This is a genomic window from Streptomyces xylophagus (assembly GCF_000716435.1).
In the GTDB taxonomy this organism is placed as follows: Bacteria; Actinomycetota; Actinomycetes; order Streptomycetales; family Streptomycetaceae; genus Streptomyces; species Streptomyces xylophagus.
The window spans coordinates 69,244-93,917 of record NZ_JNWO01000024.1; the positions used below are offsets into that span (position 1 = coordinate 69,244).

Sequence of the window (24,674 nt, forward strand, 5' to 3'; positions counted from 1 at the left end):
GCCGCATGATCGAGCTCTCGGGGCTGACCAAGCGGTACGGCGACAAGGTGGCGGTGAACAACCTCACCTTCGCCGTGAGGCCGGGCATCGTCACGGGCTTCCTCGGCCCGAACGGCGCCGGCAAGTCGACGACCATGCGCATGATGCTCGGGCTCGACCGGCCGACCGCCGGTGACGTACGCATCGACGGGCAGCACTACGACCAGCTCAAGGACCCGCTGAAGTACATCGGCGCCCTCCTCGACGCCAAGGCCATGCACGGCGGGCGCAGCGCCTTCAACCATCTGCTGTGCCTGGCGCAGAGCAACGGCATCTCGAAGACCCGGGTGCACGAGGTGCTCGACACCGTCGGTCTCACCACCGTGGCGAAGAAGAAGGCCAAGGGGTTCTCGCTGGGCATGGGGCAGCGGCTCGGTATCGCGGGCGCGCTGCTCGGAGATCCGCGGATCCTGATGTTCGACGAGCCGGTCAACGGGCTCGACCCCGAGGGCATCCACTGGATCCGCAACCTCATGAAGTCCCTTGCCGCGCAAGGCCGTACGGTCTTCGTCTCCTCGCACCTGATGAGCGAGATGGCGCTGACGGCCGATCACCTCGTCGTCATCGGCCAGGGCCGGCTCCTCGCGGACACCTCCATGGCGGACTTCATCCAGCAGAACTCGCGGTCGTACGTCCGGATCCGCACCCCGCAGCGCGAGCGGCTGCTCGACGTGCTGCACCAGGCCGGGATCACCGTCGTCGAGTCCGGCAGCGGGGTTCTCGAAGTCGACGGGGGCAAGTCCGAGCAGATCGGGGAGCTGGCCGCGTCGCATCAGCTCGTGCTGCACGAGCTGAGTCCCCAACAGGCCTCCCTGGAGGAGGCGTTCATGCAGTTGACCGCGGAGTCGGTGGAGTACCACGCGCATTCCGACGCACCATCCCCCGTGGCACCTGCCGAGCGGCAGCAGGGCTGGGGCGACGGCTGGAAGAAGGACTGACATGGCGGCGACCCAGGTCATCCGGTCGGAGTGGACGAAGATCCGTTCCGTGGCATCGACGGTATGGACCCTGTCCCTCGCCCTGGTGGTGACGATCGGGCTCGGCATGCTGATCTCGGCACTGTCGAAGAACCAGTTCGACGACATGAGCGAGAAGGACAAGCTGTCCTTCGACCCGACATTCATCAGCTTCGCCGGGATGAGTCTCGGGCAGCTCGCGATGATCGTGTTCGGGGTGCTCGTCGTGTCGAACGAGTACAGCACCGGCATGATCCGCACCTCGCTGGCGGCGGTCCCGCAGCGCGGCACCTTCCTGTTCAGCAAGATCGCGGTGGCCACCGGGCTGTGCCTCGTCGTCGGGCTGGTGACCAGCTTCGTCACCTTCTTCCTCGGGCAGGCGATGCTCGGCTCCCACAAGGCGGAGATCGGTGACCCGGGTGTGCTGCGCGCGGTGATCGGCGGCGGGCTCTACATGACCCTGATCGCGCTGTTCTCCATGGGCGTCGCCTCGATGCTGCGCTCACCGATGCTGTCCCTGGGCATCCTGATGCCGTTCTTCTTCCTCATCTCCAACATCCTCGGCAACGTCTCCGCGACGAAGAAGATCGGCCAGTACCTGCCCGACCAGGCCGGCAGCAAGATCATGCAGGTGGTCACCCCGGTCGACGACAGCGCGCCGTACGGACCGTGGGGCGGACTGGGGATCATGGCGCTGTGGGTGGCGGCGGCGCTGGCCGGGGCATATGTCCTGCTGAAGCGGCGGGACGCGTAGGGCTCCGCCGGTCGATCGGCTCACGGGGTGTCACGGCACCCCGGCGGGGCCTCCCGCGCGGTGCCTGGGCGGCGCCACCGATGCCTCGGCCGCACGACGGCGGAGACGCCGGCATCAGCGGGCGACGCCGGCTGCGGGATGGGGTGGCCCGCACGAGTGCGAGACATCAACGGCGCCCGGACGGGGCCCGTGAACGGTGCGGGGGCCCAGCCCGATGCCTTCGGCCACACAACAGCAGAGACGCCGGCACCGGCGGCCGTCGCCGATGGCACGGCGGCGCGGGCGCCGTCCGCGGAGTCGTTCGGGCGCGCGGTGGACGGCGCGTGAGAGCACCGCCGTCGAGGCGCCTCGCAGCACACCGCCCGCACCCAAACACCCCCGCACCTGCGACCCCACGGCCTCACCCAAGGCCATCGCTTTACTTTCTCTTGAGCGGAACCGTCAGCGCCCCGATATCCTCCTAACCCTTACGGGGGCGTGTGCCCTGCTGTCCTGATCCTTTCGATGGGTGCGGAGCATGATCGAGGCTGTCGGCCTGACCAAGCGCTACGGCGACAAGACCGCCGTGTACAACCTTTCCTTCCAGGTGCGGCCCGGTGCCGTCACCGGTTTCCTCGGGCCCAACGGCTCGGGCAAGTCGACGACGATGCGCATGATCCTCGGCCTGGACAACCCCACGTCGGGACAGGTGACGATCGGCGGCTTCCCCTACCGCAAGCTGCCGAACGCCCCCCGTCAGGTCGGCGCCCTGCTCGACGCCAAGGCCGTGCACGGCGGCCGGAGCGCCCGTAGCCATCTGCTGAGCCTGGCCCAGCTCTCGGGCATCCCGGCACGGCGCGTGGACGAGGTGCTCGGGGTCGTGGGCCTCCAGGACGTGGCGAGAAAGCGCTCCAAGGGCTTCTCCCTCGGCATGGGCCAGCGACTCGGCATCGCCGCCGCGCTCCTCGGCGACCCGCAGGTGCTGCTGTTCGACGAGCCGGTCAACGGTCTCGACCCCGAGGGCATCCTCTGGGTGCGGAACCTGATGAAGGCGCTCGCGGCGGAGGGCCGTACCGTCTTCGTCTCCTCGCACCTGATGAGCGAGATGGCGCTGACGGCGGACCAGCTGATCGTGATCGGGCGCGGGCAGCTCCTCTCGGACATGAGCGTGCGGGACTTCATCTCGGCGAACTCCGCCGACTTCGCGCGCGTGCGCACCCCGGACACCGAGCCCCAGCTCCGCGAGAAACTGACCTCCGCGCTGACCGAGGCGGGCGGCCACGTGCTGCCCGAGCAGGACGGCGGGCTGCGCGTCACGGGTCTCGCGCTGCCGCGCATCAGCGACATCGCGCACGACACGGACGTACGACTGTGGGAGCTGTCCCCGCATCAGGCCTCGCTGGAGGAGGCGTACATGCGGATGACGCAGGGCGCCGTCGACTACCGCTCGACGATCGACCAGAAGGCCGGCCTGATGCAGCAGCTGCCGCCGGGCGCGCAACCTCCCATGCCGGTACCTGGCCAGGGCCAGCCGGGCTGGTACGCACCGCCGTCACCGGCACAGGGCGGCCAGCCGTTCGCGATGGGGCAGCCCCCGGCGAATCCTTACGGCACCCCGAACCCGTACGCCGCCCCTGCGGCGCCCGGCGGGACGATGCCGGGCCCGTACGGGGCTCCGGCCCCCGCGACCCCGCAGACGCCGACACAGCAGCCTCAGGGTGCGCCGGCGGTTCAGGCCCCGGCCGCTGCTCCGGCTCCGGCCGCAGATGCGACCCCGGCCCCTGCTGCAGCCGCGCAACCCGCCTCCCCCGCCGCCGACCTGACCAAGCCCGAGGACGCCCGATGAGTACGCCCCAGCCCCCGATGCCGCAGGCAGCCGCGCCCAACCGGCAGGCGGCGCCCGGTCCTTCGTACGGCGGGTACACCTCGCCGATCCCGGTGGTGCGCACGCATCTCGGGCATGCGCTCGCCTCCGAGTGGACGAAGATCAAGTCGGTGCGTTCGACGCTCTGGACGCTCGGTGTGTTCGTGGTGCTCGTCGTCGGCATCGGGCTGCTCGCCGCCGTCGTCGTCAGCAACTCGTCCTCGGAGCTGCACGGCGAGAACCCGCTGTCCTACGGCTTCTTCGGGCTGCTGCTCGGCTGCATGTGCATCATCACGCTCGGCGTGCTGACCACGGCCTCCGAGTACGGCACCGGCATGATCCGCACGACGATGACCGCCTGCCCCACCCGCGGCCGGGTCCTCGCGGCGAAGTCGATCGTGTTCTTCGCGGTCGCCTTCGTGGTCACACTGGTGGCCTCGACGTTCATCGCCTTCGTGGACGCCTCGCTGCTGGAGAACAACGGCGCCAAGGACCCGTCCGCCTCCGAGTGGCTGAAGGGGACCGTCGGTGTCTCCCTCTACATCGCGCTGCTCGGGCTGCTCTCGCTGATCGTCGGCTCGATCATCCGGCACTCGGCGGGCGCGATCACCGTCATGATCGGCGCTGTGCTCGCCCCGCTGGTCATCGCGCTGTTCATGTTCTCGCAGTCGCTGGAGGACGTACGCCAGAAGCTGTTCGAGTACTCGATCCCGAACCAGCTGAGCGTCTTCTACTCCAACTCCCTCACCGAGACCGGCCCGTCGGGCTGGGACCCGCTGTGGATCATCGTCGGTGTGACGGCCGTCGCCTTCGCGGGCGCCGTCGCGCTGCTGGAGCAGCGGGACGTGTGAGCTTCACCACGTACTAGAACTTCGGCGCGTTCCTGGACCGCTGCACCCGTGTGGTGCGGCGGTCCTTCGCGTTCCAGCACGCCTTGTGCCAGTGCCGGCGCTCGTCGACCCCGGAGTGCTCGGGCCAGGCCACGACATGCGGGACACCGGAGGGGATCTGCTGGTCGCAGCCGGGGCAGCGGTACGTCTTGCCCTGCGCGCTGGCCCCCGCGACATGGCGCACACTCCACTCCTCGCCCTGCCAGAGCTCCGTGGACTGCCAGCCGCCGTAGCGGCCCGAGCGGTCCTCGTCGGCACTCTGGCCGGAGGGACCGGACTCCTTGGGTCGGTTGCGACGCGGGGACACAGAACACCTCACGGGGCTATACAGGAGGCAAGGGCTGTGTCCAGCCTACGGGGCGCGCGCAGGGGTATGCGAAGGGCATCAACCCACACAAGTCCCCCTCGGGGCCGCCCATTCTGCAGACAATCCGCAAATCTCTTTGCCAGGCCGTGTCCTCGGCACGTGTCGGGCGGTTATGCCCGGTGGGGGAGCTCCGTGTCGGAGCCAAGGAAGCAGGAAATGCCATGCGCGTCGGAAGTTTTGTGTTGGCGGCCCAGTTCCCGGGGCAGGGCCAGGGGGAGGCCCTGCACCGCGCGGTCCGCTCCGTGGAGGTCGCCGAGGAAGCCGGCCTCGACACGGTCTGGCTGGCCGAGCACCACTTCGTGCCCTACGGCACATGCCCGTCCGCGGTCACCCTGGCCGCCTTACTGCTGGGCCGCACCCAGCGCATCCGCGTCGGCACCGCGGTCAGCGTACTGCCCACCGTCCACCCGGTCGCCCTCGGCGAGCAGGCGGCACTGCTGCACGTGACGAGCGGCGGGCGCTTCTCGCTGGGCGTGGGGCGCGGCGGGCCGTGGGTCGACCTGGAGGTGTTCGGCGCGGGCCTCGCGGCCTACGAACAGGGATTCCCGGAATCACTCGATCTGCTGATGAACTGGCTGCGCGAGCCGTCGGTCGCCGGCACCGGTGAGCGCTTCGCCTTCCGTGAAGTCCCGGTCGTACCAAGGCCGTCGGAGGCGCTGTCGGACGCGCCGGGCCCCGAGGTCGTCGTCGCCTGCACCTCTCCCGCGAGCGTGCGGCTGGCGGCCGAGCGGGGCCTGCCGATGCTGCTCGGCATGCATGTCGGGGACGAGGAGAAGGCCGAGATGGTCACCCTGTGGCGGCAGTTGGCGCGGGCGGCCGGGCGGCCGGCGGAGGAGATCCAGGGCGCGGCCCATGTGTCGGCCGGCGTCTGCCAGATCGCCGACAAGCGCGCGGATGCCGTGGAGGCCCTCGTGAAGGCGATGCCGGGCTGGTTGAAGCAGGGCCTGGACGCCCATGTGACGGTGGACGACCGCGAGCGCCGGATGCGCGACCCGCTCGCGTACACCGAACTCCTTTGCGGACTGCACCCGGTGGGCACCCCGCGGCTGTGCGCCGACCGGCTCGCGGCGACCTCGGAGCGGACCGGCATCTCCCGCTTCGCGCTGCTCGTCGAGGGGTCCGGGGACCTCGCGGCGACCGAGGAGAACGTACGGCGGCTCGGTGCCGAGGTGCTTCCCCACCTCGGCTGAACGATCCGCGCCGGACGATGCGCGGGGAGCTTGCCGCCCCAGTACAAAAAGCACCTCCCGCGTACGGAGCGGCAAGCAGTGCGCCGTCGTCCGCGTCAGCAGTCCCTGAACTCCGGGGACTGGTTCAGCAGTTGACTGCGCACAGAGGTGAAGCGGGCCAGCGTCTCGTCGACCGAGACGTCCAGCGGGAACACTGCCACCCGGTGGCAGTTCTGGAAGGCCAGCCGTACACCGAAGTGCCGCTGCAGCGCGCCGCGTATCGCGTCACTCGCGAGCGCACGCAGCAACTGACCGCGTGCCTGCTCGTCCGGCGGCGGCGTCTGGTTGTCGGCGAACGCACCGCCGTCGACCTTCAGCTGAGCCACCAGGGAGCTGATCATCTCCCATGCGTAAGGCAGGGAGGTCCGGACGCAGTCGACGAATTCAGCTTCGTCGACCTCGCCTCGCTCGGCCTTTTCGAGTAGGGCCGGTGAGACGTCGAGCGACATGGGTTCTCCTCTCGCACCCCCAACTCGCGGGGGTTGCCGGACAGGTAAGGGAGTTCGCGATTACGAACACGCTGCGTACACGTCTCGCGACCTCCCGTTTATACGGTAGGCAACAGAAGGAGGCGGCACCAGGAGAATGCGTACATACGGAACTCTCAATGGGCCCACAATCGGCCATGAATGAACAAGGGGCGTCACGGGTCTTCCAGGGCGAATCGCGTCGACCCACGCCCGTCGAGTAGCGTTGCCCACCATGCGTCTCGTCATTGCCCGGTGTTCCGTGGACTACGCGGGCCGGCTCACCGCCCACCTCCCCTCCGCCCCCCGTCTCATCCTGGTGAAGGCGGACGGCAGCGTCTCGATCCACGCGGACGACCGGGCCTACAAGCCCCTCAACTGGATGTCGCCGCCCTGCACGCTGAAGGAGGGTTCGGGCGACGACGAGGGCGTCTGGACCGTCATCAACAAGGCGGGCGAGAAGCTCATCATCACGATGGAGGAGATCCTCCACGACTCCTCGCACGAACTCGGCGTGGACCCCGGCCTGATCAAGGACGGCGTGGAAGCGCACCTCCAGGAGCTGCTCGCCGACCGCATCGACACCCTCGGCGAGGGCTACACACTCATCCGCCGCGAGTACATGACGGCCATCGGCCCGGTCGACATCCTGTGCCGGGACGGCGAGGGCCAGACCGTCGCGATCGAGATCAAGCGGCGCGGCGAGATCGACGGCGTGGAGCAACTCACGCGCTATCTGGAGCTGTTGAACCGCGATCCCCATCTCGCCCCGGTCCGCGGCATCTTCGCCGCCCAGGAGATCAAGCCCCAGGCCCGCGTCCTCGCCACCGACCGCGGCATCGGCTGCACGGTCCTGGACTACAACGCCCTGCGCGGCATCGAGGACGACAAGCTGCGCCTGTTCTGAACACCCGTCGCCAGACACTGACTTCGCACTGACTTCGACTACGCCGAAAAGGGCCGGTTCCGATCATCGGAGCCGGCCCTTTCGTGTCGTACGGGGTGTCAGATCACGGCACCAGAAGCGCCGCTGCTCGCGGGCGCGGCGGAACTGGTGGTGTCGACGGGGGCGCTCGAGGAGGCTTCGCCGCTTGCCGAGGTCTGGGTGGACGGGGCGGTGGAGGTGTCCGTGGGCGGCGCGGTGGTCGGGTCGTCCGTGGGCCCGGTCGTGGTCGGGTCGTCCGTGGGCCCCGTCGTGGTCGGATCGTCCGTGGGCCCCGTCGTGGTCGGGTTGGTCGACGGCGGCTTGGTGGTAGGGGTGGACCTGGACGGTGTCGGTGACGTCCCGCCCCTCGTCCCGCTCGGGTTGTCCGAAGGCTGCCCGGTGCCGTCCGTCGGAGTCGGGTCGTCCGACGTGCCGTACGTCCCGTCCGGGCCCGGGTCGGTCGGGCTGCTGGTGGCCGTGCCGGTGTCGGTCTTGTCGCCCTTCTTCGCCGGGTCGGCGCCGAGGCTGTCGTCGTCGGTGCCCTGGCTGGCGGACGGGTTGACGCCGACCTTGTCGGACGGGTTGTCGGCGTTGTTGTTGGACGTCGCGCCGAGCGTGACGACCGTGCCGAGGACGGCGGCGAGCAGGACGCCCGCGCCGGCCGCGACGAGGTTGCGCCGGGCGTAACCGCGCAGCCCGCCCCGGGCCTTGTTGTGGGGCGTCGGGGTCGAGGCCTGGTGGGAGACGAGGGTGTACGTCTCGCTGGCCGGCTGGAGCGGCGGGAAGGGCGCCGGTATGCCGCCGGGCGGCGAGGCGGACTCCTCGTAGCGCGCGTCCGGCACTTCCTCGCCGGACGTGGAGACGAGGCCGAGCGTGATGCCGGAGCGGTCGGCGACCAGGGCGAGGGCACGGCGGCCCGCGACGGTGCCGCGCTTGTCGGCGGCGGCCTCGCGCAGGCCGAGGGAGGTCTCCAGTTCGGCACGGGCCCGGTCGAGGTCGCCCTCGCAGAGCGCGAGGACGCCCAACTCGTGGTGGAAGTAGGCCTGTTCGCCCACGACCTCGGCGAGTACCGCGGCCTCGGCGCCGGAGCGCAGCGCCTGCTCCCAGGCGCTCCAGTGCAGTCCCGCGGCGAACGCGGGGGCCGCGGTGCGGGCCAGTTCGACGGTGGCGCTCTCCTCGCCCTCGCCGGGCGGTGTCGTCGCCGGTACCAGGGCGGAGAGGGCGGCGAGCAGGGCGTCCGCCTCGGCGCACACGCGCTCGGGTGTGACCGAGGGGTGTCCGGCCCACCAGGAGTAGTGCAGGGCGGCGATGAGGGCGCCGGACTCGACGTCGTCGCCGTATCCGGCGGCCTCCAGCTGGGTCTGGACGCCGGCGGCGAGCCGGTAGCGGGAGCCGACCGGGGAGACCAGTCCGCAGCCCGCGAGTTCCCCGAGGGCGGCGTCCGCGTGGGTGTCGCCGACGAGTGCGGGCAGATGCGCCTGGTGCGGCACCTCGCCGCCGAGCGCGACGGCGAAGCGCAGGGTGGCGCGGGCCGAGGCGCTGAGCCGGGAGGCGAGCAGCGGGGCGGGCGCGGCGGCCTCCCCGAGGGACGGCAGGGGGACGGCGTCCTCCTCGTCGGCGTCGAGCGACGCGTCGAAGGGGGCGTCGACCGGGGGCGCGTCCTGGAAGACGCCGAACTCCTCGACGGCGCTGGTGCCGACGCGCAGTTCGTCGCGCTGGCGGAGCAGGGCGCCGGCCTGGACGAAGCGCAGGGGCAGGCCCTCGGACTCGAAGTAGAGGTCGCCCGCCCAGTTGGCCTCCTCCTCGGTGAGGACGCGGCCCACGGCGCGCTCCAGAACCTCCACGGCGCCGGGCCGGCCCAGGCCGCCGAGGAAGACCTCCTCGATCGCGGAGTCCGCGGACGGCGCCGGGACCTCCGGGGTCGCGGCGATCAGGAAGGCGCACTCGGGCGTCGCGTCGAGCAGCTCGTCGAGGGCGGCGGCGCCGAACTCGATGTCGTCGAGGACGACGACCGCGCCGATCTCCCGCGTCAGCGCGAGCAGTTCCTCCCGGTCGGGCCGGTGCAGGGGCGCGTCGTAGACGGCGTGGAAGAGGTCGTACAGCAGGTCGGTCGCCGTGCGGTGGAAGCCGGTGAGGCGGATCACGCCGTCGGGGGCGAGGTCCAGGCAGTCCTCGGCGACGAGGTCGAGCAGGCTGGTGCGGCCCGAGCCCGAGGGGCCGGTGAGCCGTACGGAACGGCCGCGGGCGAGGAGTCGTACGAGACGCTCGCGCTCCTCCTGGCGTTCCAGGAGCGGCAGTTCGGGACGGTTCAGGCCGGGCGGGACCGGCGGTTTGGCCGCGCGGTCGGTCTCGGCGCGGTCGGCGGCGCTGCGCTTCGCGGGCCGGCCGGGGCGCTGCCCGGGCGGGCAGGCCTCGATCTCGCTGCCGTCAACGGGGTTGACGGTGAGCAGGAAGTCACCGGTGACCAACTGCACGGTGCGGGCGAGTGCCGGTGTGTGCTGGCCGAAGTCGGGTGTCAGGGGTTCCCGGGGCTGGCGCTGGGGCGACGCGGTGCCGTCGCCGTCATGGCCGTACTCCTCGGGTCCCCGGTCGATCGGGTCCATAGGTCCAAGCCCCCCAAAAGCGTCGTGTGCGGGTCGACAGGACCCAGGCCCCTCCCGGCCTTGTGCACACCGCGCTGTCGCTTCTGGTCCGGGCCCGCTGGAAGGGTTGTCATGCAGCGGGCGACCGAACCCTAAACCTTCGCACAGTATCTACGACAGGGCGGGGTACCGCGCCGTCCGAGACGTCACAGTCTCGTGAGGATTGTGCTCGGTGGACGTCACACCCTGGGAAGCGACTCCACCCCGATCCCGCCCTCGATGGCGAGGATGCGGTGCAGCCGGGTGGCCACCAGCAGGCGCTGCATCTGCGGCGGTACGTCGCGCAGCACCAGGCGGCGGCCGCAGCGGCCGGCCCGTCGATGGGCTCCCATGATGACGCCGAGGCCGGTGGCGTCCCAGGAATCGAGCTCGGACAGGTCCAGCACCAGATCGCCGACTCCGTCGTCGACGGCCGAGTGCAGGACCGTACGGGCGTCCGCCGCGCTGCGGACGTCGAGGCGGCCCCCGACGACCAGCTCGACGTGGTCGCCCCTGATGTACATATGCGCTCCCCGTGAGTGCGGTGGCGTGCTCCGTAGTGGTCGGTTGATGCAGCCGATGCAAGCACTGACTGCGTGAAGTGCCGAGAAGTTGCCGTCTGTGAGCGAACCGATACCGAATTCACCCCTGCGTGTGATGGCGCAGGGGGCTGTGCGGTTTCAGTGCTTGTAGAAGCCCTGCCCGCTCTTGCGGCCGATGTCACCGGCGTCCACCATTCGGCGCATCAGCTCCGGCGGGGCGAACTTCTCGTCCTGTGACTCGGTGTAGATGTTGCTGGTCGCGTGCAGCAGGATGTCGACGCCGGTGAGGTCCGCCGTGGCCAGCGGGCCCATCGCGTGACCGAAGCCCAGCTTGCAGGCGAGGTCGATGTCCTCGGCGGTGGCGACACCCGACTCGTACAGCTTCGCCGCCTCGACGACGAGCGCCGAGATGAGACGGGTCGTCACGAAGCCGGCCACGTCACGGTTGACGACGATGCAGGTCTTGCCGACGGATTCGGCGAACTCCCGCGCGGTGGCGAGGGTTTCGTCGCTCGTCTTGTAGCCGCGCACGAGTTCGCACAGCTGCATCATCGGCACCGGTGAGAAGAAGTGCGCGCCCACCACGCGCTCCGGACGCTCCGTCACGGCCGCGATCTTCGTGATCGGGATGGCGGAGGTGTTGGAGGCGAGGACGGCGTCCTCCCGGGCGATCTTGTCCAGCGCGCGGAAGATCTCGTGCTTGACTTCCAGCTTCTCGAAGACGGCCTCGACGACGATGTCCGCGTCGCCGACGGCGTCCAGATCGGTGGTCGCGGTGATCCGGCCGAGGGCCGCGTCGGCGTCGTGCGCCTCCAACTTGCCCTTGCTCACGAACTTGTCGTACGAGGCCTTGATGCCGTCGGTGCCACGCTTCAGGGCTTCGTCGGTGACATCGCGCAGGACGACGTCCCAGCCCGCCTGCGCGGAGACCTGGGCGATACCGGAACCCATGAGTCCGGCGCCGATGACGGCAAGCTTCCGTGCCACTGTGCGACTCCCCTTTGAAACGCTTACAGCGTGTGTCCGAATGCCTCTCGGCGGACACTAGCGAAGGTCCGGGCCTGTGTGACCGGTAAGTAACGCGCGTCACGTCTCATCTGACGGACATCACACCGGCACGGGTCATTCGACCGCCCGTACGGCCTAGTTGAGCACCGCCCGACCCTGACTACGCTGGCCACATGGTCAATCTGACGCGCATCTACACCAGGACCGGCGACCAGGGCACGACCGCCCTCGGCGACATGAGCCGGGTCGCCAAGACGGACGTCCGGATCTCGGCGTACGCCGACGCCAACGAGGCGAACGCGGCGATCGGCACGGCGATCGCACTGGGCGGCCTGGACGAGGAGATCGTCAAGGTCCTCGTCCGCGTCCAGAACGACCTCTTCGACGTGGGCGCGGATCTCTCGACACCGGTGGTCGAGAAGCCGGAGTTCCCGCCCCTGCGGGTCGAGCAGTTCTACATCGACAGGCTGGAGGCGGACTGCGACCACTTCAACGAGCGGTTGGAGAAGCTCCGTTCCTTCATCCTCCCGGGCGGCACACCGGGCGCGGCCCTCCTCCACCAGGCGTGCACGGTCGTACGACGGGCCGAGCGCTCGACGTGGGCAGCCCTGGAGGTCCACGCGGAGGTGATGAACCCACTGACGGCGACTTACCTCAACCGCCTCTCCGACCTGCTGTTCATCCTGGCCCGGACCGCCAACAAGGGGGTGGGGGACGTGTTGTGGGTGCCGGGGGGCGAGCGCTAGCCGCCGACCGGCACGCCGACGGAGTCCCAGGCGTCGAGGACCGCGCGGTGCTCCTCACTGTTCTCGCCGTAGCGGGCGACCGCGGCGTGGGCGGTGCGCCGGGCCCAGTCCTCGAAGGTCGGGGCCTCCATGGCCTCGCCGGACGTGAGCGCGTCCCACCAGACGCGGCCCGCGCGCTCCCAGGCCTTGCCGCCGAGCACCGCGGCGAGCCGGTGGAAGGCGAGGCTGGGGATGCCGCTGTTGAGGTGGACTCCCTCGTTGTCCGTCCCGGTCTCCACGTAGTCGCGCATGTGGTCCGGCTGCGGGTCCTTGCCCATCAGGTCGTTGTCGTACGCCGTGCCCGGAGCCTCGAGCGAGCGCAGGGCCTGTCCGCCCAGCGAGGGTACGACCAGTCCGGCGCCCATCAGCCAGTCGGCCTCGGCCGCGCTCTGCCCCAGCTGGTACTGCTTGCCGAGCTGGGCGAGGACGTCGCGCAGCGAGATGTGCAGGGCCCCGCTCTGCCCGTAGAAGGTCCACGTCAGCTCGGGCAGCGCGGCCATCGCGGCCATCGCCTCGTACATCACCACCTCGACGCACTGGGTGAAGCGCCCGAACCGCTCCTGGTCGCCGTCGCCGAACACCAGCAGTTCGCCGTTCCAGAACGCGTTGTTGTACGCCACGTCGTAGTGCACGACGGCGGCCAACGGTCCGCCGCCCCCGTCGATGGCGTCCCGCCCGAACACCTCCGACAGGAACGTGGACGCCAGGACCATCCCGTCGTAGGCCTCGTCCACCGCCGGATCGCCGGTCGGCGGCTGGCCGGTGTACCGCGCCGGCCGCAGCCGGTCGAGGATGTCGCCGCCCGCCGCGTCGAAGACGACATGGGCCACCGTCAGGTCCGCACCGCGCCGCACCCGCAGCCTGCCGTCCCGCAGGGTCACCCCCGGCCCGCCCGTGAAGTCCAGCGCGAGGGCCTCCTCCCGCGTGAGCCGTTCCAACAGCGCCAGCGGCACCACCCCGGACGTCACCGGAAGAGGGGCCGGGTACGCCTCGGTCCGCTGCCGGCGTCGCAGCCGCCGCGTCCAGGCCACGATCTGCTCCCGGGACACCTGCGCCATCGTGCCGATCTCCTCGATGGCGGCCGCGATCTGCTCCGCCTCCCCGGCCAGCCACTGGTCCCGGACGGCGGGCGAGAGGGTGTCGTCCGCCAGGAAGGGCAGCAGTTCCAGCGCCTCGTACCCGCCGTGCACGGTCTCGAACGCGCGCACGTCGCGCCGCCGGGCCAGCACCGAGCCCTGGGTGTCCCAGGCCGCGCGGGACAGGGTGGGTGCCACCCAGTGCCCGGTCTGCCGGAAGTACGCGACCGCCGCGCTGTCCCGGGTCAGCTCGGCGTAGATGAGCCGCGCCGCCGTCCGCAGCCGGTCCCGGCTCCGCAGCCAGGTCCCGCCCGCGGTGGCCAGCCCGCCGCCCGCCGTACCGATCAGCGCCGCCAGCAGAGTGCTGTCCATGGCCGCATGGTCCTGGTCACCCATGGGTCCCGCCAAGTGCGCTTCGGGCGTATTTCTCCTCCGCCGCCGGGTCCAAACAGCCGTCCCGGCGCAGGAGTTGGGGGTTTAGCACACCAACACCAAAGTGGTCCAGACCTATTGACCCGTGGTCCAGACCTTTCTATTCTCGCGGCACTGTGGGTGCGAAGGCTCAGTCGCGCCCCACGTCATCCCCGACACCCCCGCCAAAGGCGCGCGACGGTGTCGAGAGGGCGAGCGCGCGGAGGCCCGAAGGGCTGAGCACGGTCGCACTCTCGACACCGGCTCCAGCGCGCCGGAGGCGTAAAACAAAGGAGGAGGCGCTCAATGCGCTTCAGACATCGAGCAGTTGCCGGGTTCGCGACCCTGCTGCTTCCGCTCGCCGCGCTCGTCGGCCTGGCCGGTCCCGCGCAGGCCGCGTCGACCGCGACCGCGACCTTCACCAAGACCAGCGACTGGGGCACCGGATTCGGCGGTCAGTGGACCGTCAAGAACACCGGTACCAGCGCGATCACTTCGTGGACGGTCGAGTGGGACTACCCCTCCGGTACGTCCGTCACCTCGGCCTGGGACGCGGACGTCACCAGCTCCGGCACCCACTGGACCGCGAAGAACAAGTCCTACAACGGCACCATCGCCGCGGGCGCCTCCGTCTCCTTCGGCTTCAACGGCGCCGGCACCGGCTCGCCCTCCAACTGTCTGCTGAACGGCGGCAGTTGTGACGGGGGCACCACGGTCCCCGGTGACGCGGCCCCCTCTGCGCCCGGCACCCCCACCGCCTCCTCCATCACCGACACCTCGGTGAACCTCTCCTGGAGCGCGGCCACCGACGACAAGGGCATCAAGAACTACGACGTCCTGCGCGACGGCACCAAGGTCGCCACGGTGACGACGACGTCGTACACGAACACCGGCCTCACCGCCGGCACCGACTACTCGTACACCGTGCAGGCCCGCGACACCGCCGACCAGACAGGACCGGTCAGCGGTGCGGTCTCCGTGCACACCACGGGCGGTACGACCACTCCCCCGACCACCGGCAGCAAGGTCAAGCTCGGGTACCTCACCGAGTGGGGCACCTACACCCGCAACTACCAGGTCAAGAACCTGGTGACCTCGGGCTCGGCCGCGAAGATCACGCACATCAACTACGCGTTCGGCAACGTGACGAACGGGCAGTGCGCGATCGGTGACGCCTACGCCGACTACCAGAAGACGTTCACCGCCGACCAGTCGGTCAGCGGTGTCGCCGACACCTGGGACCAGCCGTTGGCCGGCAACTTCAACCAGTTGCGCGAGCTGAAGGCCAAGTACCCGAACATCAAGATCCTCTGGTCCTTCGGCGGTTGGACCTGGTCCGGCGGCTTCGCCCAGGCGGCGGCCAACCCGACCGCGTTCGCCAACTCCTGCTACAGCCTGGTCGAGGACCCGCGCTGGGCCGATGTGTTCGACGGCATCGACATCGACTGGGAGTACCCGAACGCCTGCGGTCTCTCCTGCGACACCAGCGGCGCGGCGGCGTACAAGAACCTGATGCAGGCCCTGCGCGCCAAGTTCGGCGCCGGCAACCTGGTCACGGCCGCCACCACAGCGGACGGCACCTCCGGCGGCAAGATCGACGCCGCCGACTACGCGGGCGCGGCCCAGTACGTCGACTGGTACAACGTGATGACGTACGACTTCTTCGGCGCCTTCAACGCGACCGGCCCCACCGCCCCGCACTCCCCGCTCACCACCTACACCGGCATCCCGACGCCCGGCTTCACCACGGCGGACGCGATCGCCAAGTTCAAGTCGAAGGGCGTCGCCGCGAGCAAGCTGCTGATCGGCATCGGCTTCTACGGCAGAGGCTGGACCGGCGTGACCCAGGACGCCCCGGGCGGCACGGCCACCGGCCCGGCGCCCGGCACCTACGAACAGGGCATCGAGGACTACAAGGTCCTCAAGACGTCCTGCCCCGTCACCGGCACCATCGCGGGCACGGCGTACGCCCACTGCGGCACCAACTGGTGGTCCTACGACACCCCGAGCACGATCGCCGGAAAGATGAGCTGGGCCAAGACCCAGGGTCTGGGCGGCGCGTTCTTCTGGGACTTCAGCGGCGACACCAGCAACGGTGAGCTGGTGACCGCCATCAACAACGGGCTCGCGTAAGCGAGTTACCCACAACAAGAACTAGGCGACGTTGACGCGCTGACCGGGCGGGGCTGCTTCCAGCCACGCGAGAAATCCGGTCAGCGCGTCTTCGCTCATGGCCAGTTCGAGACGTGTGCCCCGGTGCAGGCAGGTCAGGATGATCGCGTCGGAGAGCAGGGCGAGTTCCTCCTCGCCCTCGGGGAGACGGCGGCCGGCGACCTCGATCGCGGAGCGTTCCAGGGTGCGGCGCGGGCGGTAGGCGTAGGAGAAGACGCGGTACCACTCGATACGGTCGCTGTTGTAGCGGGCGACGCCGTAGCTCCAGCCCTTGCCGTTGGTGTCGGGTTTCTCCGGGACGTCCCAGCGCAGGGAACAGTCGAAGGTGCCGCCGGAGCGCTGGATGAGTCTGCGGCGCAGGCCGAAGACGAACAGCCCCACCACTACCAGGGCCACAACAATTCCGCACACAGTCAGAGCGAGGACCATCGACACCGACCTCCTCGTCTCCTAGGTAAAACAGGTAACGGAACGGAAAAAACACCCACATTCGCCTCAGCCGCGGCTGGGGCCGGATTCCTCCGGTCCCAGCCGCGGCTGAGTCACGTCATCGCGTCGAAGCTGGGTTCAGCGCGTCTCCACCGCACGCAGGCGGACGTCCGCGCGGCGCTCGGCGGACTCGTCGCCCGCCGCCTTCGCCTGCTCCAGCTCGCGCTCCACGCGCTGGACGTCGATCTCGTCCGACAGCTCGGCGATCTCGGCGAGCAGCGACAGCTTGTTGTCCGCGAACGAGATGAAACCGCCGTGCACCGCGGCGACGACCGTCCCGCCGTCGCTCGTGCGGATGGTCACCGGGCCCGACTCCAGCACACCGAGCAGCGGCTGGTGACCGGGCATGACGCCGATGTCGCCGGACGTGGTGCGCGCGACGACCAGGGTGGCCTCGCCGGACCAGACCTGGCGGTCCGCGGCGACGAGCTCGACATGCAGCTCAGCAGCCAAGGTGGGCTCCTCGGGTCACCACCCGGCGGTCGTGCCGGGTGTTGGGTTCAATTCTAGTGGGCGTGAAAGAGGGGGTGGGACACGCCCCACCCCCTCAGGTGAAGCACGGGGGTCAGGAGACGCCCAGCTCCTTCGCGTTCGCCTTCAGGTCCTCGATGCCACCGCAGAGGAAGAACGCCTGCTCCGGGAAGTGGTCGTACTCGCCGTCGATGATCGAGTTGAAGGCCACGATCGACTCGTCCAGCGGGACGTCCGACCCGTCGACGCCGGTGAACTGCTTGGCGACGTGGGTGTTCTGGGACAGGAAGCGCTCCACGCGACGGGCACGGTGGACGGTGAGCTTGTCCTCCTCGCCCAGCTCGTCGATACCGAGGATCGCGATGATGTCCTGAAGGTCCTTGTACTTCTGCAGGACCGTCTTGACGCGCATCGCGGTGTTGTAGTGGTCCGCCGCGATGTAGCGGGGGTCCAGGATGCGGGACGTGGAGTCCAGCGGGTCCACGGCCGGGTAGATGCCCTTCTCGGAGATCGGACGGGACAGAACCGTCGTCGCGTCGAGGTGGGCGAACGTGGTGGCCGGGGCCGGGTCGGTCAGGTCGTCCGCGGGGACGTAGATCGCCTGCATCGAGGTGATCGAGTGACCGCGGGTCGAGGTGATGCGCTCCTGGAGGAGACCCATCTCGTCGGCCAGGTTCGGCTGGTAGCCCACCGCGGAGGGCATACGGCCGAGCAGGGTCGAGACCTCGGAACCGGCCTGCGTGAAGCGGAAGATGTTGTCGATGAAGAACAGCACGTCCTGGTTCTGCACATCGCGGAAGTACTCCGCCATGGTCAGACCGGCCAGGGCCACGCGCAGACGGGTGCCCGGGGGCTCGTCCATCTGGCCGAAGACAAGGGCCGTCTTGTCGATGACGCCCGAGTCGGCCATCTCCTCGATGAGGTCGTTGCCCTCACGGGTGCGCTCGCCGACACCGGCGAACACGGAGACACCGTCGTGGTTGTTGGCGACGCGGTAGATCATCTCCTGGATGAGCACCGTCTTGCCGACACCGGCACCGCCGAACAGGCCGATCTTGCCGCCCTTGACGTACGGGGTGAGCAGGTCGATGACCTTGACGCCGGTCTCGAACATCTCGGTCTTCGACTCGAGCTCGTCGAAGCGCGGGGCCTTGCGGTGGATGGACCAGCGCTCGCCCGTGTACTTCTCGTCGCTGTTCAGCACCTCACCGAGGGTGTTGAACACCTTGCCCTTGGTGAAGTCGCCGACCGGGACGGTGATGCCCGTGCCCGTGTCGGTGACGGCGGCCTGGCGGACCAGACCGTCGGTGGGCTGCATCGAGATGGTGCGGACCAGGCCGTCACCCAGGTGCTGGGCGACCTCCAGGGTCAGCGTCTTCTTCGCGCCGTCCAGGGCCGGGTCGGCCACCTCGACGTGCAGAGCGTTGTAGATCTCCGGCATCGCGTCGACGGGGAACTCCACGTCGACGACCGGGCCGATGACCCGGGCGACGCGGCCCGTGGCAACGGCCGTCTCAACTGTCGTCGTCATTACTTGTCACTCCCCGCGGTCGCGTCGGCCAGGGCTGCGGAGCCACCGACGATCTCGCTGATTTCCTGGGTGATTTCGGCCTGGCGGGCCGCGTTGGCAAGACGGGAGAGCGTGGTGATCAGGTCTCCCGCGTTGTCGGTCGCCGACTTCATCGCGCGGCGGGTGGCGGCGTGCTTGGAGGCAGCCGACTGGAGCAGCGCGTTGTAGATACGGCTCTCGACGTACCGCGGCAGGAGGGCGTCCAGGACGTCCTCCGCCGACGGCTCGAAGTCGTACAGCGGAAGGATCTCGCCCTGGGGCGCCTCCTCCGCGACCTCTTCGAGGCTGAGGGGCAGCAGCCGGCTGTCGATCGGCGTCTGCGTCATCATCGAGACGAACTCGGTGTAGACGATGTGGAGTTCGTCCACGCCGCCCTCCGCCGTGTCCTTCTCGATGGCCTCGATGAGCGGACCCGCGACCTTCTTCGCGTCCGCGTACTCGGGCTGGTCGGTGAAGCCCGTCCACTGCTCCGCGATCTTGCGCTCACGGAAGTTGTAGTGGGCGACACCGCGGCGGCCGACGATGTACGTGTCGACCTCCTTGCCCTCGGCCTCGAGACGTGCGGTCAGCTGCTCCGCGGCCTTGATGGCGTTGGAGTTGAAGGCGCCGGCCAGACCGCGGTCGCTCGTGAGGAGCAGCACAGCGGAACGGGTCGGCGTCTCGGCCTCGGTGGTCAGCGGGTGCCTGGTGTTCGAACCCGTGCCGACCGCCGTGACCGCACGCGTCAGTTCCTTCGCGTACGGCGTCGAGGCCTGCACCTTGCGGTGCGCCTTGACGACGCGCGAGGCGGCGATCATCTCCATCGCCTTGGTGATCTTCTTGGTCGCGGTGACGGATCGGATGCGACGCTTGTAGACCCGGAGCTGGGCTCCCATGAGTCAGGTCCCTTCCTTACGTCACTTGGCCGCGGCCGGGGCGTCCTCGCCGAGGAGCTTGCCGTCCGAGGTCTCGAACTGCTTCTTGAACTCGGCGATCGCGTCCGCGGCGGCGGTGAGAGTGTCGTCCGACATCTTGCCGCCCTCCTTGATGGAGGTCATGAGGCCCTGCTCCTTGCGGTGCAGGTACTCCAGAAGCTCCTTCTCGAAGCGGCGGATGTCCTCGACCGGTACGTCGTCCATCTTGCCGGTGGTCGCGGACCACACGGAGACGACCTGGTCCTCGGTGGCCATCGGCTGGTACTGAGCCTGCTTGAGCAGCTCGACCAGGCGCTGACCGCGCTCCAGCTGGGCCTTCGACGCGGCGTCCAGGTCGGAACCGAAGGCGGCGAACGCCTCCAGCTCGCGGTACTGGGCCAGGTCGAGGCGCAGTCGGCCGGAGACCTGCTTCATCGCCTTGTGCTGCGCGGAACCACCGACTCGGGAGACGGAGATACCGACGTTCAGCGCGGGGCGCTGACCGGCGTTGAAGAGGTCCGACTCCAGGAAGCACTGGCCGTCGGTGATGGAGATGACGTTGGTCGGGATGAACGCCGAGACGTCGTTGGCCTTGGTCTCGACGATCGGGAGACCGGTCATCGAGCCCTTGCCCATCTCGTCGGAGAGCTTCGCGCAGCGCTCCAGCAGACGGGAGTGCAGGTAGAAGACGTCACCCGGGTAGGCCTCGCGGCCCGGCGGACGGCGCAGCAGCAGGGACACTGCGCGGTAGGCGTCGGCCTGCTTGGAGAGGTCGTCGAAGATGATGAGGACGTGCTTGCCGTCGTACATCCAGTGCTGGCCGATGGCCGAACCGGTGTACGGCGCCAGGTACTTGAAGCCGGCCGGGTCGGACGCCGGGGCGGCGACGATGGTCGTGTACTCCAGCGCGCCGGCCTCTTCGAGCGCACCACGCACGGAGGCGATGGTGGAGCCCTTCTGACCGATGGCGACGTAGATGCAGCGGACCTGCTTGTTCACGTCGCCCGAGCGCCAGTTGTCGCGCTGGTTGATGATCGTGTCGACGGCCAGGGCGGTCTTGCCGGTCTGACGGTCACCGATGATCAGCTGACGCTGGCCACGGCCGATCGGGGTCATCGCGTCGACGGCCTTGTAGCCGGTCTCCATCGGCTCGTGCACCGACTTGCGGACCATGACGCCCGGGGCCTGCAGCTCAAGCGCGCGGCGACCGGTGGTCTCGATCTCGCCGAGGCCGTCGATCGGGTTGCCGAGCGGGTCGACGACACGGCCGAGGTAGCCCTCGCCGACGGCGACGGACAGGACCTCTCCGGTGCGGGTGACCGGCTGGCCCTCCTCGACGCCGCTGAACTCACCGAGGATGACGGTACCGATCTCGCGCTCTTCGAGGTTGAGCGCGAGACCGAGGGTGCCGTCCTCGAACTTCAGCAGTTCGTTGGCCATGGCCGAGGGCAGGCCCTCGACCTTCGCGATGCCGTCGCCGGCAAGGGTGACCGTACCGACCTCCTCGCGCGAGGCCGCGTCCGGCTTGTACGACTGGACGAAGTTCTCCAGCGCGTCCCGGATCTCCTCCGGCCGGATCGTGAGCTCCGCCATCTGGGTTCCCTGCTCTCCTTGTTGGGCCCGAAGTTTCACTTGGGGGGATGGGGGGACTCCCCCCTGAACGAGGTGAATCCTCTGCACGGCCCAACTCGGGCCGCCTTACTACGTCTTTGTTGTTGTGCTGCTAGCTCGCCATGCGGCGGGTGGCGTCATCGAGGCGGTCCGCGATGGAGCCGTTGATGATCTCGTCGCCGACCTGCACCCGGATGCCGCCGAGGACCTCGGGGTCCACGTCGATGTTCAGGTGCATGTGACGGCCGTAGAGCTTCGCGAGGGCGGCGCCCAGGCGCTGCTTCTGCGGGTCGCTCAGCGGGACCGCCGTGGTGACGACCGCGACCAGGCGACTGCGGCGCTCGGCGGCGAGCTTGGACAGGGACTCGAGTCCCGCTTCCAGGCTACGTCCCCGGGGCGCGGTCACAAGGCGCGTCACCAGCCGCTCGGTGGCGGGCTTGGCCCGGCCGCCGAGCAGGCTGCTCAGCAGCTCGCTCTTGGCCGTGGTGCTCGCCGCGCGGTTGGTCAGCGCGGCACGCAGCCCGGTGTTCGAGGAGACGATCCGGCCGAACCGGAACAGCTCGTCCTCGACGTCGTCGAGCTCGCCCGACTGCTGGGCGGCGGTGAGGTCGGCGGTGGCCGCCAGCTCCTCCAGCGCGTCCACCAGGTCGCGGGACTGCGACCAGCGGGAGCGCACCATGCCGGACAGCAGGTCGAGGGTGGTACCGCCGACCTGGGCGCCGAGCAGGCGCTCGGCAAGCTGGGCCTTCGCCTCGCCGTCCTGCGCCGGGTCGGTGAGGACCCGACGCAACGACACCTCACGGCCGAGCAGCGCGGTGACGGCGGCCAGTTCGTCGGCGAGCTGCGCCGCGTTCACGGACGTGGAGTCCGTCAGCGCGTCGAGACGCTCACGTGCGGCTGCCAGGGCCTCGCGGCTCGCTCCGTTCATCGCGCGGCCTCGGCCTTCTCCTCGAGCTCATCGAGGAAACGGTCGATGACGCGGCTCTGCCGGGCGTGGTCCTCGAGGGACTCGCCGACGAGCTTGCCGGCCAGGTCGGTGGCGAGCTTGCCCACGTCCTGGCGCAGGGCCTGCGAAGCGGCCTTGCGGTCGGCGTCGATCTGGGTGTGACCGGCGGCGATGATTTCCTCACGCTGCCGCTGGCCTTCCGCGCGCATCTCGGCGATGAGCGTGGCGCCCTGCTCCTGCGCCTCCTGGCGCAGGCGCGCGGCCTCGTGCCGGGCCTCGGCGAGCTGAGCCTTGTACTGCTCAAGCACGCTCTGGGCCTCGGTCTGGGCGGCCTCGGCCTTCTCGATACCGCCCTCGATGGCCTCGCGCCGCTCGTCCAGAACCTTGTTGATGTTCGGGAGGAGCTTCTTGGCGAGGAAGCCGAAGACGATGACGAAGGCGATCAGGCCGATGACAAGCTCGGGGATCGGCGGGACGAGAGGGTTCTCCTTCTCGGCCGCCAGAATGAGCAGCTGGCTCATGTCAGTGCCTTTCGTCTAGTGGGCTGTCGCTGATCGCGGTCGATCAGGTGCCGTAGACGAACGGCATGACCAGGCCGATGAGGGCAAGGGCCTCACAGAAGGCGAAGCCGAGGATCTGGTTGGCGCGGATCAGGCCGGCAGCTTCGGGCTGACGGGCCAGAGCCTGGGTGCCGTTACCGAAGATGATGCCGACGCCGACGCCGGGACCGATGGCGGCAAGGCCGTAGCCGATCGAGCCGAGGGAGCCGGAGACGGCGGCGAGGGTCTCAGTGGCAGCCATGCTGATTCTTCCTTATCTGTACGGACCGGCGGGGGTTGGCCACCGGACGCTAAGGGGGGTTCTGGAGAGCGGAGCTCAGTGGTGCTCGGCGAGCGCGCCCTGGATGAAGGTGCAGGTCAGCAGCACGAAGACATACGCCTGCAGGGCCTGGATGAAGAGTTCGAAGGCCGTCATCACGATGACCATGACGAACGAGACACCCGCGTAGGCGATGCCGATGCCGTTGAGCAGGTACCAGCTGGCGATCGTGAAGAGCAGCAGCAGGGTGTGGCCCGCGAACATGTTCGCGAACAGTCGCACCGCGTGCGTGAACGGCCGGACGATCAGGTTCGAGAGCAGCTCGATGCCCATCGCCAGCGGGAGAACCGCGCCGAGCGACTTGTCGTAACCGCTGAAGTTCTTGAAGGCACCGACGAATCCGTGCCGCTTGAACGTCAGCGAGACCCAGACGATGTACACGATCGCCGCGAGGACGATGGGGTACGCGATGATCGACGTCACCGGGAACTGGGCGACCGGGACGATCGACCAGAGGTTCATCATCCAGATGAAGAAGAACAGCGAGACGACCAGCGGTACGTACTTCTCGCCCTCCTTCTTTCCGATGGTCTCGTAGACGACTCCGCGGCGGATGAAGTCGTAGCCGGACTCGGCGACCATCTGCAGCTTGCCGGGGACGACCTTCGGCTTGCGGAAGGCGGCCCAGAAGAAGCCGACAACGATGACCGAGCCGATCAGCGCCAGCAACATCGGCTTGTTGAAGTACACGTTGCTGTCGCCGTCCCCCAGAAGGGGCTTGAACAGGAACGAGTGCAGGCCGGGAGCCGGGAAGCCACAGCCGTCGAAGATGTGGCAGTCGGTCTCGAAGGCGAGCACCTGCGTCGGGTCAGCACTCACCGCGGGCTCCTTCAGCGTGGCGCATAGGTACGGCAACCTCGTTGTGTCGGCGCGGCGCGCAGCCGCGGTTCGGCACTGGACTGGTGTTACGGATGTGGGGGCGGCAGTGGGGCATCGAGCCTCGCGATTGAGCAGGCGTCAGCTCAGATGCCCGCGCCCGCGATGCCGCAGTTGGCACCGGACGATAGCAGGGTCGCTTACGTGCTCTTATCCCGGCCCTACCTCTCACGACGAGTGCCCCGACTTCTCGGGCTCGACGTAGAGGATCTTGGCCTTCATGTGGGCACGGGTCTGCGCGGCGGTCCAGATGATGGTGCCGGCGAGCAGCGTGAACGCGAAGGCCTTGGGACTGAACAGCGTGGTGTGCTTGAACGCGGCGAGGAAGATGAACAACAGAAGAATCTGCGCCGCGAAAAGCATGAGGCCCATCGACTGGAACAGGTGCGGAAGCGATTTGGCAGTGCGCTGCAGAACGTAGAGCCCGATTCCCATGAAGAGGATCACGATCAGCGTCGCAACGACTGCCCCAATAGCTCCTTTGCCGCCGGCGACCACACCACTGACGACGGCGGCAATCGCGCCGACGGCAGCTGTGGGCACAGCGGCCTGAAGGAGAATCCGGGCGTCATTGGACGGCATGGCGGCAACTCCGCTTGCTAAGGGGGGCGTGTCGTCATGGACGAGCGTAGTCCCGGGATGAGAGAGAACCTCACGCCAATGGACCGTCGCACTAAGGTCCTTCGGCTCTGTCCCGGGTTCTCGTGAACCGTATCACAAACTATTTGATGCGGTCTTTACCTAGAAGGTGTGCTCGCTGTCACACATGAGAGTGACGCTGCGCGTTTGTGCAAAATAGCGGCCAACTTGTCTGGTATAGGGAGGCTTTGTCTGCCCACGAGATGGCAACGCTT

At 69.0% G+C, this 24,674-nt stretch carries 24 protein-coding genes; 8 read left to right on the plus strand and 16 right to left on the minus strand.

Annotated features, from left to right (window positions below; genetic code table 11):
* Positions 1-5 precede the first annotated feature (5 nt).
* The 4 genes from OO70_RS39770 (at position 6) to OO70_RS39785 (ending at position 4,443) form a co-directional block, all read left to right on the plus strand.
* On the plus strand, positions 6-977 hold the full coding sequence (locus OO70_RS39770) for an ABC transporter ATP-binding protein (protein ID WP_043683054.1): 972 nt from the start codon (positions 6-8) through the stop codon (positions 975-977).
* Position 978: 1 nt separating this feature from the next.
* Positions 979-1,749 carry an ABC transporter permease gene (locus OO70_RS39775; protein ID WP_043683057.1) on the plus strand — a complete coding sequence of 257 codons (771 nt, stop codon included), beginning with the start codon at positions 979-981 and terminating at the stop codon, positions 1,747-1,749.
* A gap of 517 nt (positions 1,750-2,266) precedes the next feature.
* The gene (locus OO70_RS39780; protein WP_043683059.1) at positions 2,267-3,574 is read left to right on the plus strand and encodes an ABC transporter ATP-binding protein; all 1,308 of its coding nucleotides are present in this window, start codon (positions 2,267-2,269) and stop codon (positions 3,572-3,574) included.
* On the plus strand, positions 3,571-4,443 hold the full coding sequence (locus OO70_RS39785; RefSeq protein ID WP_043683061.1) for an ABC-2 transporter permease: 873 nt from the start codon (positions 3,571-3,573) through the stop codon (positions 4,441-4,443). The genes OO70_RS39780 and OO70_RS39785 overlap by 4 nt, the downstream gene beginning before the upstream one ends.
* Before the next feature lie 13 nt (positions 4,444-4,456).
* Here the strand turns inward: OO70_RS39785 and OO70_RS39790 are convergent, their stop codons facing one another.
* Positions 4,457-4,789 (minus strand): hypothetical protein, encoded by a 333-nt coding sequence (locus tag OO70_RS39790; protein WP_043683063.1) that lies wholly within the window; start codon positions 4,787-4,789, stop codon positions 4,457-4,459.
* Positions 4,790-5,010: 221 nt separating this feature from the next.
* Between OO70_RS39790 and OO70_RS39795 the strand changes: the two genes are divergently transcribed.
* On the plus strand, positions 5,011-6,039 hold the full coding sequence (locus tag OO70_RS39795) for an LLM class flavin-dependent oxidoreductase (protein ID WP_043683066.1): 1,029 nt from the start codon (positions 5,011-5,013) through the stop codon (positions 6,037-6,039).
* Positions 6,040-6,134: 95 nt separating this feature from the next.
* Here the strand turns inward: OO70_RS39795 and OO70_RS39800 are convergent, their stop codons facing one another.
* Positions 6,135-6,527 carry an SCO5389 family protein gene (locus OO70_RS39800; RefSeq protein WP_043683069.1) on the minus strand — a complete coding sequence of 131 codons (393 nt, stop codon included), beginning with the start codon at positions 6,525-6,527 and terminating at the stop codon, positions 6,135-6,137.
* A gap of 253 nt (positions 6,528-6,780) precedes the next feature.
* On the opposite strand from OO70_RS39800, the gene nucS reads away from it, so the two are divergent.
* Positions 6,781-7,452, plus strand: coding sequence for an endonuclease NucS (gene nucS, locus OO70_RS39805; RefSeq protein ID WP_043683072.1), 672 nt, complete (start codon positions 6,781-6,783; stop codon positions 7,450-7,452).
* A 98-nt stretch (positions 7,453-7,550) separates the two neighbouring features.
* Here nucS and OO70_RS39810 read toward each other — a convergent pair whose 3' ends face one another.
* The 3 genes from OO70_RS39810 to OO70_RS39820 all read right to left on the minus strand — a co-directional run bounded on the left by OO70_RS39810 (position 7,551) and on the right by OO70_RS39820 (position 11,620).
* Entirely contained in the window at positions 7,551-10,073 is a 2,523-nt protein-coding gene (locus OO70_RS39810; protein ID WP_043683075.1) for an ATP-binding protein, read from the minus strand.
* 218 nt (positions 10,074-10,291) lie between these two features.
* Positions 10,292-10,615 carry an STAS domain-containing protein gene (locus OO70_RS39815; RefSeq protein WP_043683078.1) on the minus strand — a complete coding sequence of 108 codons (324 nt, stop codon included), beginning with the start codon at positions 10,613-10,615 and terminating at the stop codon, positions 10,292-10,294.
* 156 nt (positions 10,616-10,771) lie between these two features.
* Complete coding sequence (locus OO70_RS39820) at positions 10,772-11,620, minus strand: 3-hydroxyacyl-CoA dehydrogenase family protein (protein WP_043683080.1); 849 nt, start codon at positions 11,618-11,620, stop codon at positions 10,772-10,774.
* 194 nt (positions 11,621-11,814) lie between these two features.
* On the opposite strand from OO70_RS39820, the gene OO70_RS39825 reads away from it, so the two are divergent.
* Positions 11,815-12,387, plus strand: a complete 573-nt coding sequence (locus OO70_RS39825; protein WP_043683083.1) for a cob(I)yrinic acid a,c-diamide adenosyltransferase — start codon at positions 11,815-11,817, stop codon at positions 12,385-12,387.
* Here OO70_RS39825 and OO70_RS39830 read toward each other — a convergent pair.
* On the minus strand, positions 12,384-13,874 hold the full coding sequence (locus OO70_RS39830; protein ID WP_234337044.1) for a M4 family metallopeptidase: 1,491 nt from the start codon (positions 13,872-13,874) through the stop codon (positions 12,384-12,386). The genes OO70_RS39825 and OO70_RS39830 overlap by 4 nt on opposite strands.
* Before the next feature lie 345 nt (positions 13,875-14,219).
* Here OO70_RS39830 and OO70_RS39835 point away from each other — a divergent pair, with 345 nt between their 5' ends.
* Positions 14,220-16,046, plus strand: a complete 1,827-nt coding sequence (locus OO70_RS39835; protein ID WP_043683085.1) for a glycoside hydrolase family 18 chitinase — start codon at positions 14,220-14,222, stop codon at positions 16,044-16,046.
* 21 nt (positions 16,047-16,067) lie between these two features.
* Here OO70_RS39835 and OO70_RS39840 read toward each other — a convergent pair whose 3' ends face one another.
* The 10 genes from OO70_RS39840 to OO70_RS39885 form a co-directional block, all read right to left on the minus strand.
* The gene (locus tag OO70_RS39840) at positions 16,068-16,514 is read right to left on the minus strand and encodes a DUF2550 domain-containing protein (RefSeq protein WP_043683087.1); all 447 of its coding nucleotides are present in this window, start codon (positions 16,512-16,514) and stop codon (positions 16,068-16,070) included.
* A 138-nt stretch (positions 16,515-16,652) separates the two neighbouring features.
* The gene (locus tag OO70_RS39845) at positions 16,653-17,027 is read right to left on the minus strand and encodes a F0F1 ATP synthase subunit epsilon (RefSeq protein WP_019060727.1); all 375 of its coding nucleotides are present in this window, start codon (positions 17,025-17,027) and stop codon (positions 16,653-16,655) included.
* Between the two features lie 112 nt (positions 17,028-17,139).
* Positions 17,140-18,576, minus strand: coding sequence for a F0F1 ATP synthase subunit beta (atpD, locus tag OO70_RS39850; RefSeq protein ID WP_043683089.1), 1,437 nt, complete (start codon positions 18,574-18,576; stop codon positions 17,140-17,142).
* Positions 18,576-19,490 carry a F0F1 ATP synthase subunit gamma gene (locus OO70_RS39855; RefSeq protein WP_043683092.1) on the minus strand — a complete coding sequence of 305 codons (915 nt, stop codon included), beginning with the start codon at positions 19,488-19,490 and terminating at the stop codon, positions 18,576-18,578. The genes atpD and OO70_RS39855 overlap by 1 nt, the downstream gene beginning before the upstream one ends.
* 21 nt (positions 19,491-19,511) lie before the next feature.
* Positions 19,512-21,101, minus strand: coding sequence for a F0F1 ATP synthase subunit alpha (atpA, locus tag OO70_RS39860; RefSeq protein ID WP_043683095.1), 1,590 nt, complete (start codon positions 21,099-21,101; stop codon positions 19,512-19,514).
* 130 nt (positions 21,102-21,231) lie between these two features.
* Positions 21,232-22,047, minus strand: coding sequence for a F0F1 ATP synthase subunit delta (locus OO70_RS39865; RefSeq protein WP_043683098.1), 816 nt, complete (start codon positions 22,045-22,047; stop codon positions 21,232-21,234).
* Positions 22,044-22,586, minus strand: coding sequence for a F0F1 ATP synthase subunit B (locus tag OO70_RS39870; RefSeq protein ID WP_043683102.1), 543 nt, complete (start codon positions 22,584-22,586; stop codon positions 22,044-22,046). The genes OO70_RS39865 and OO70_RS39870 overlap by 4 nt, the downstream gene beginning before the upstream one ends.
* 43 nt (positions 22,587-22,629) lie before the next feature.
* Positions 22,630-22,866 (minus strand): ATP synthase subunit c family protein, encoded by a 237-nt coding sequence (locus tag OO70_RS39875; RefSeq protein ID WP_043683105.1) that lies wholly within the window; start codon positions 22,864-22,866, stop codon positions 22,630-22,632.
* A 75-nt stretch (positions 22,867-22,941) separates the two neighbouring features.
* Entirely contained in the window at positions 22,942-23,778 is an 837-nt protein-coding gene (gene atpB / locus OO70_RS39880; protein ID WP_078651739.1) for a F0F1 ATP synthase subunit A, read from the minus strand.
* A 210-nt stretch (positions 23,779-23,988) separates the two neighbouring features.
* Positions 23,989-24,402: a hypothetical protein gene (locus OO70_RS39885; protein ID WP_043683112.1), complete on the minus strand. Its 414-nt coding sequence runs from the start codon at positions 24,400-24,402 to the stop codon at positions 23,989-23,991.
* Positions 24,403-24,674 lie beyond the last annotated feature (272 nt).

Coding starts and splice junctions, on each gene's coding strand:
- OO70_RS39830 (WP_234337044.1), bottom strand. CDS start 13,874: ATGGACAGCACTCTGCTGGCGGCGCTGATCGGTACGGCGGGCGGCGGG.
- OO70_RS39870 (WP_043683102.1), bottom strand. CDS start 22,586: ATGAGCCAGCTGCTCATTCTGGCGGCCGAGAAGGAGAACCCTCTCGTC.
- OO70_RS39795 (WP_043683066.1), top strand. CDS start 5,011: ATGCGCGTCGGAAGTTTTGTGTTGGCGGCCCAGTTCCCGGGGCAGGGC.
- OO70_RS39770 (WP_043683054.1), top strand. CDS start 6: ATGATCGAGCTCTCGGGGCTGACCAAGCGGTACGGCGACAAGGTGGCG.
- atpD (WP_043683089.1), bottom strand. CDS start 18,576: ATGACGACGACAGTTGAGACGGCCGTTGCCACGGGCCGCGTCGCCCGG.
- OO70_RS39825 (WP_043683083.1), top strand. CDS start 11,815: ATGGTCAATCTGACGCGCATCTACACCAGGACCGGCGACCAGGGCACG.
- OO70_RS39835 (WP_043683085.1), top strand. CDS start 14,220: ATGCGCTTCAGACATCGAGCAGTTGCCGGGTTCGCGACCCTGCTGCTT.
- nucS (WP_043683072.1), top strand. CDS start 6,781: ATGCGTCTCGTCATTGCCCGGTGTTCCGTGGACTACGCGGGCCGGCTC.
- OO70_RS39780 (WP_043683059.1), top strand. CDS start 2,267: ATGATCGAGGCTGTCGGCCTGACCAAGCGCTACGGCGACAAGACCGCC.
- OO70_RS39875 (WP_043683105.1), bottom strand. CDS start 22,866: ATGGCTGCCACTGAGACCCTCGCCGCCGTCTCCGGCTCCCTCGGCTCG.
- OO70_RS39885 (WP_043683112.1), bottom strand. CDS start 24,402: ATGCCGTCCAATGACGCCCGGATTCTCCTTCAGGCCGCTGTGCCCACA.
- OO70_RS39840 (WP_043683087.1), bottom strand. CDS start 16,514: ATGGTCCTCGCTCTGACTGTGTGCGGAATTGTTGTGGCCCTGGTAGTG.
- OO70_RS39785 (WP_043683061.1), top strand. CDS start 3,571: ATGAGTACGCCCCAGCCCCCGATGCCGCAGGCAGCCGCGCCCAACCGG.
- OO70_RS39815 (WP_043683078.1), bottom strand. CDS start 10,615: ATGTACATCAGGGGCGACCACGTCGAGCTGGTCGTCGGGGGCCGCCTC.
- OO70_RS39865 (WP_043683098.1), bottom strand. CDS start 22,047: ATGAACGGAGCGAGCCGCGAGGCCCTGGCAGCCGCACGTGAGCGTCTC.
- OO70_RS39810 (WP_043683075.1), bottom strand. CDS start 10,073: ATGGACCCGATCGACCGGGGACCCGAGGAGTACGGCCATGACGGCGAC.
- OO70_RS39775 (WP_043683057.1), top strand. CDS start 979: ATGGCGGCGACCCAGGTCATCCGGTCGGAGTGGACGAAGATCCGTTCC.
- OO70_RS39800 (WP_043683069.1), bottom strand. CDS start 6,527: ATGTCGCTCGACGTCTCACCGGCCCTACTCGAAAAGGCCGAGCGAGGC.
- OO70_RS39855 (WP_043683092.1), bottom strand. CDS start 19,490: ATGGGAGCCCAGCTCCGGGTCTACAAGCGTCGCATCCGATCCGTCACC.
- atpA (WP_043683095.1), bottom strand. CDS start 21,101: ATGGCGGAGCTCACGATCCGGCCGGAGGAGATCCGGGACGCGCTGGAG.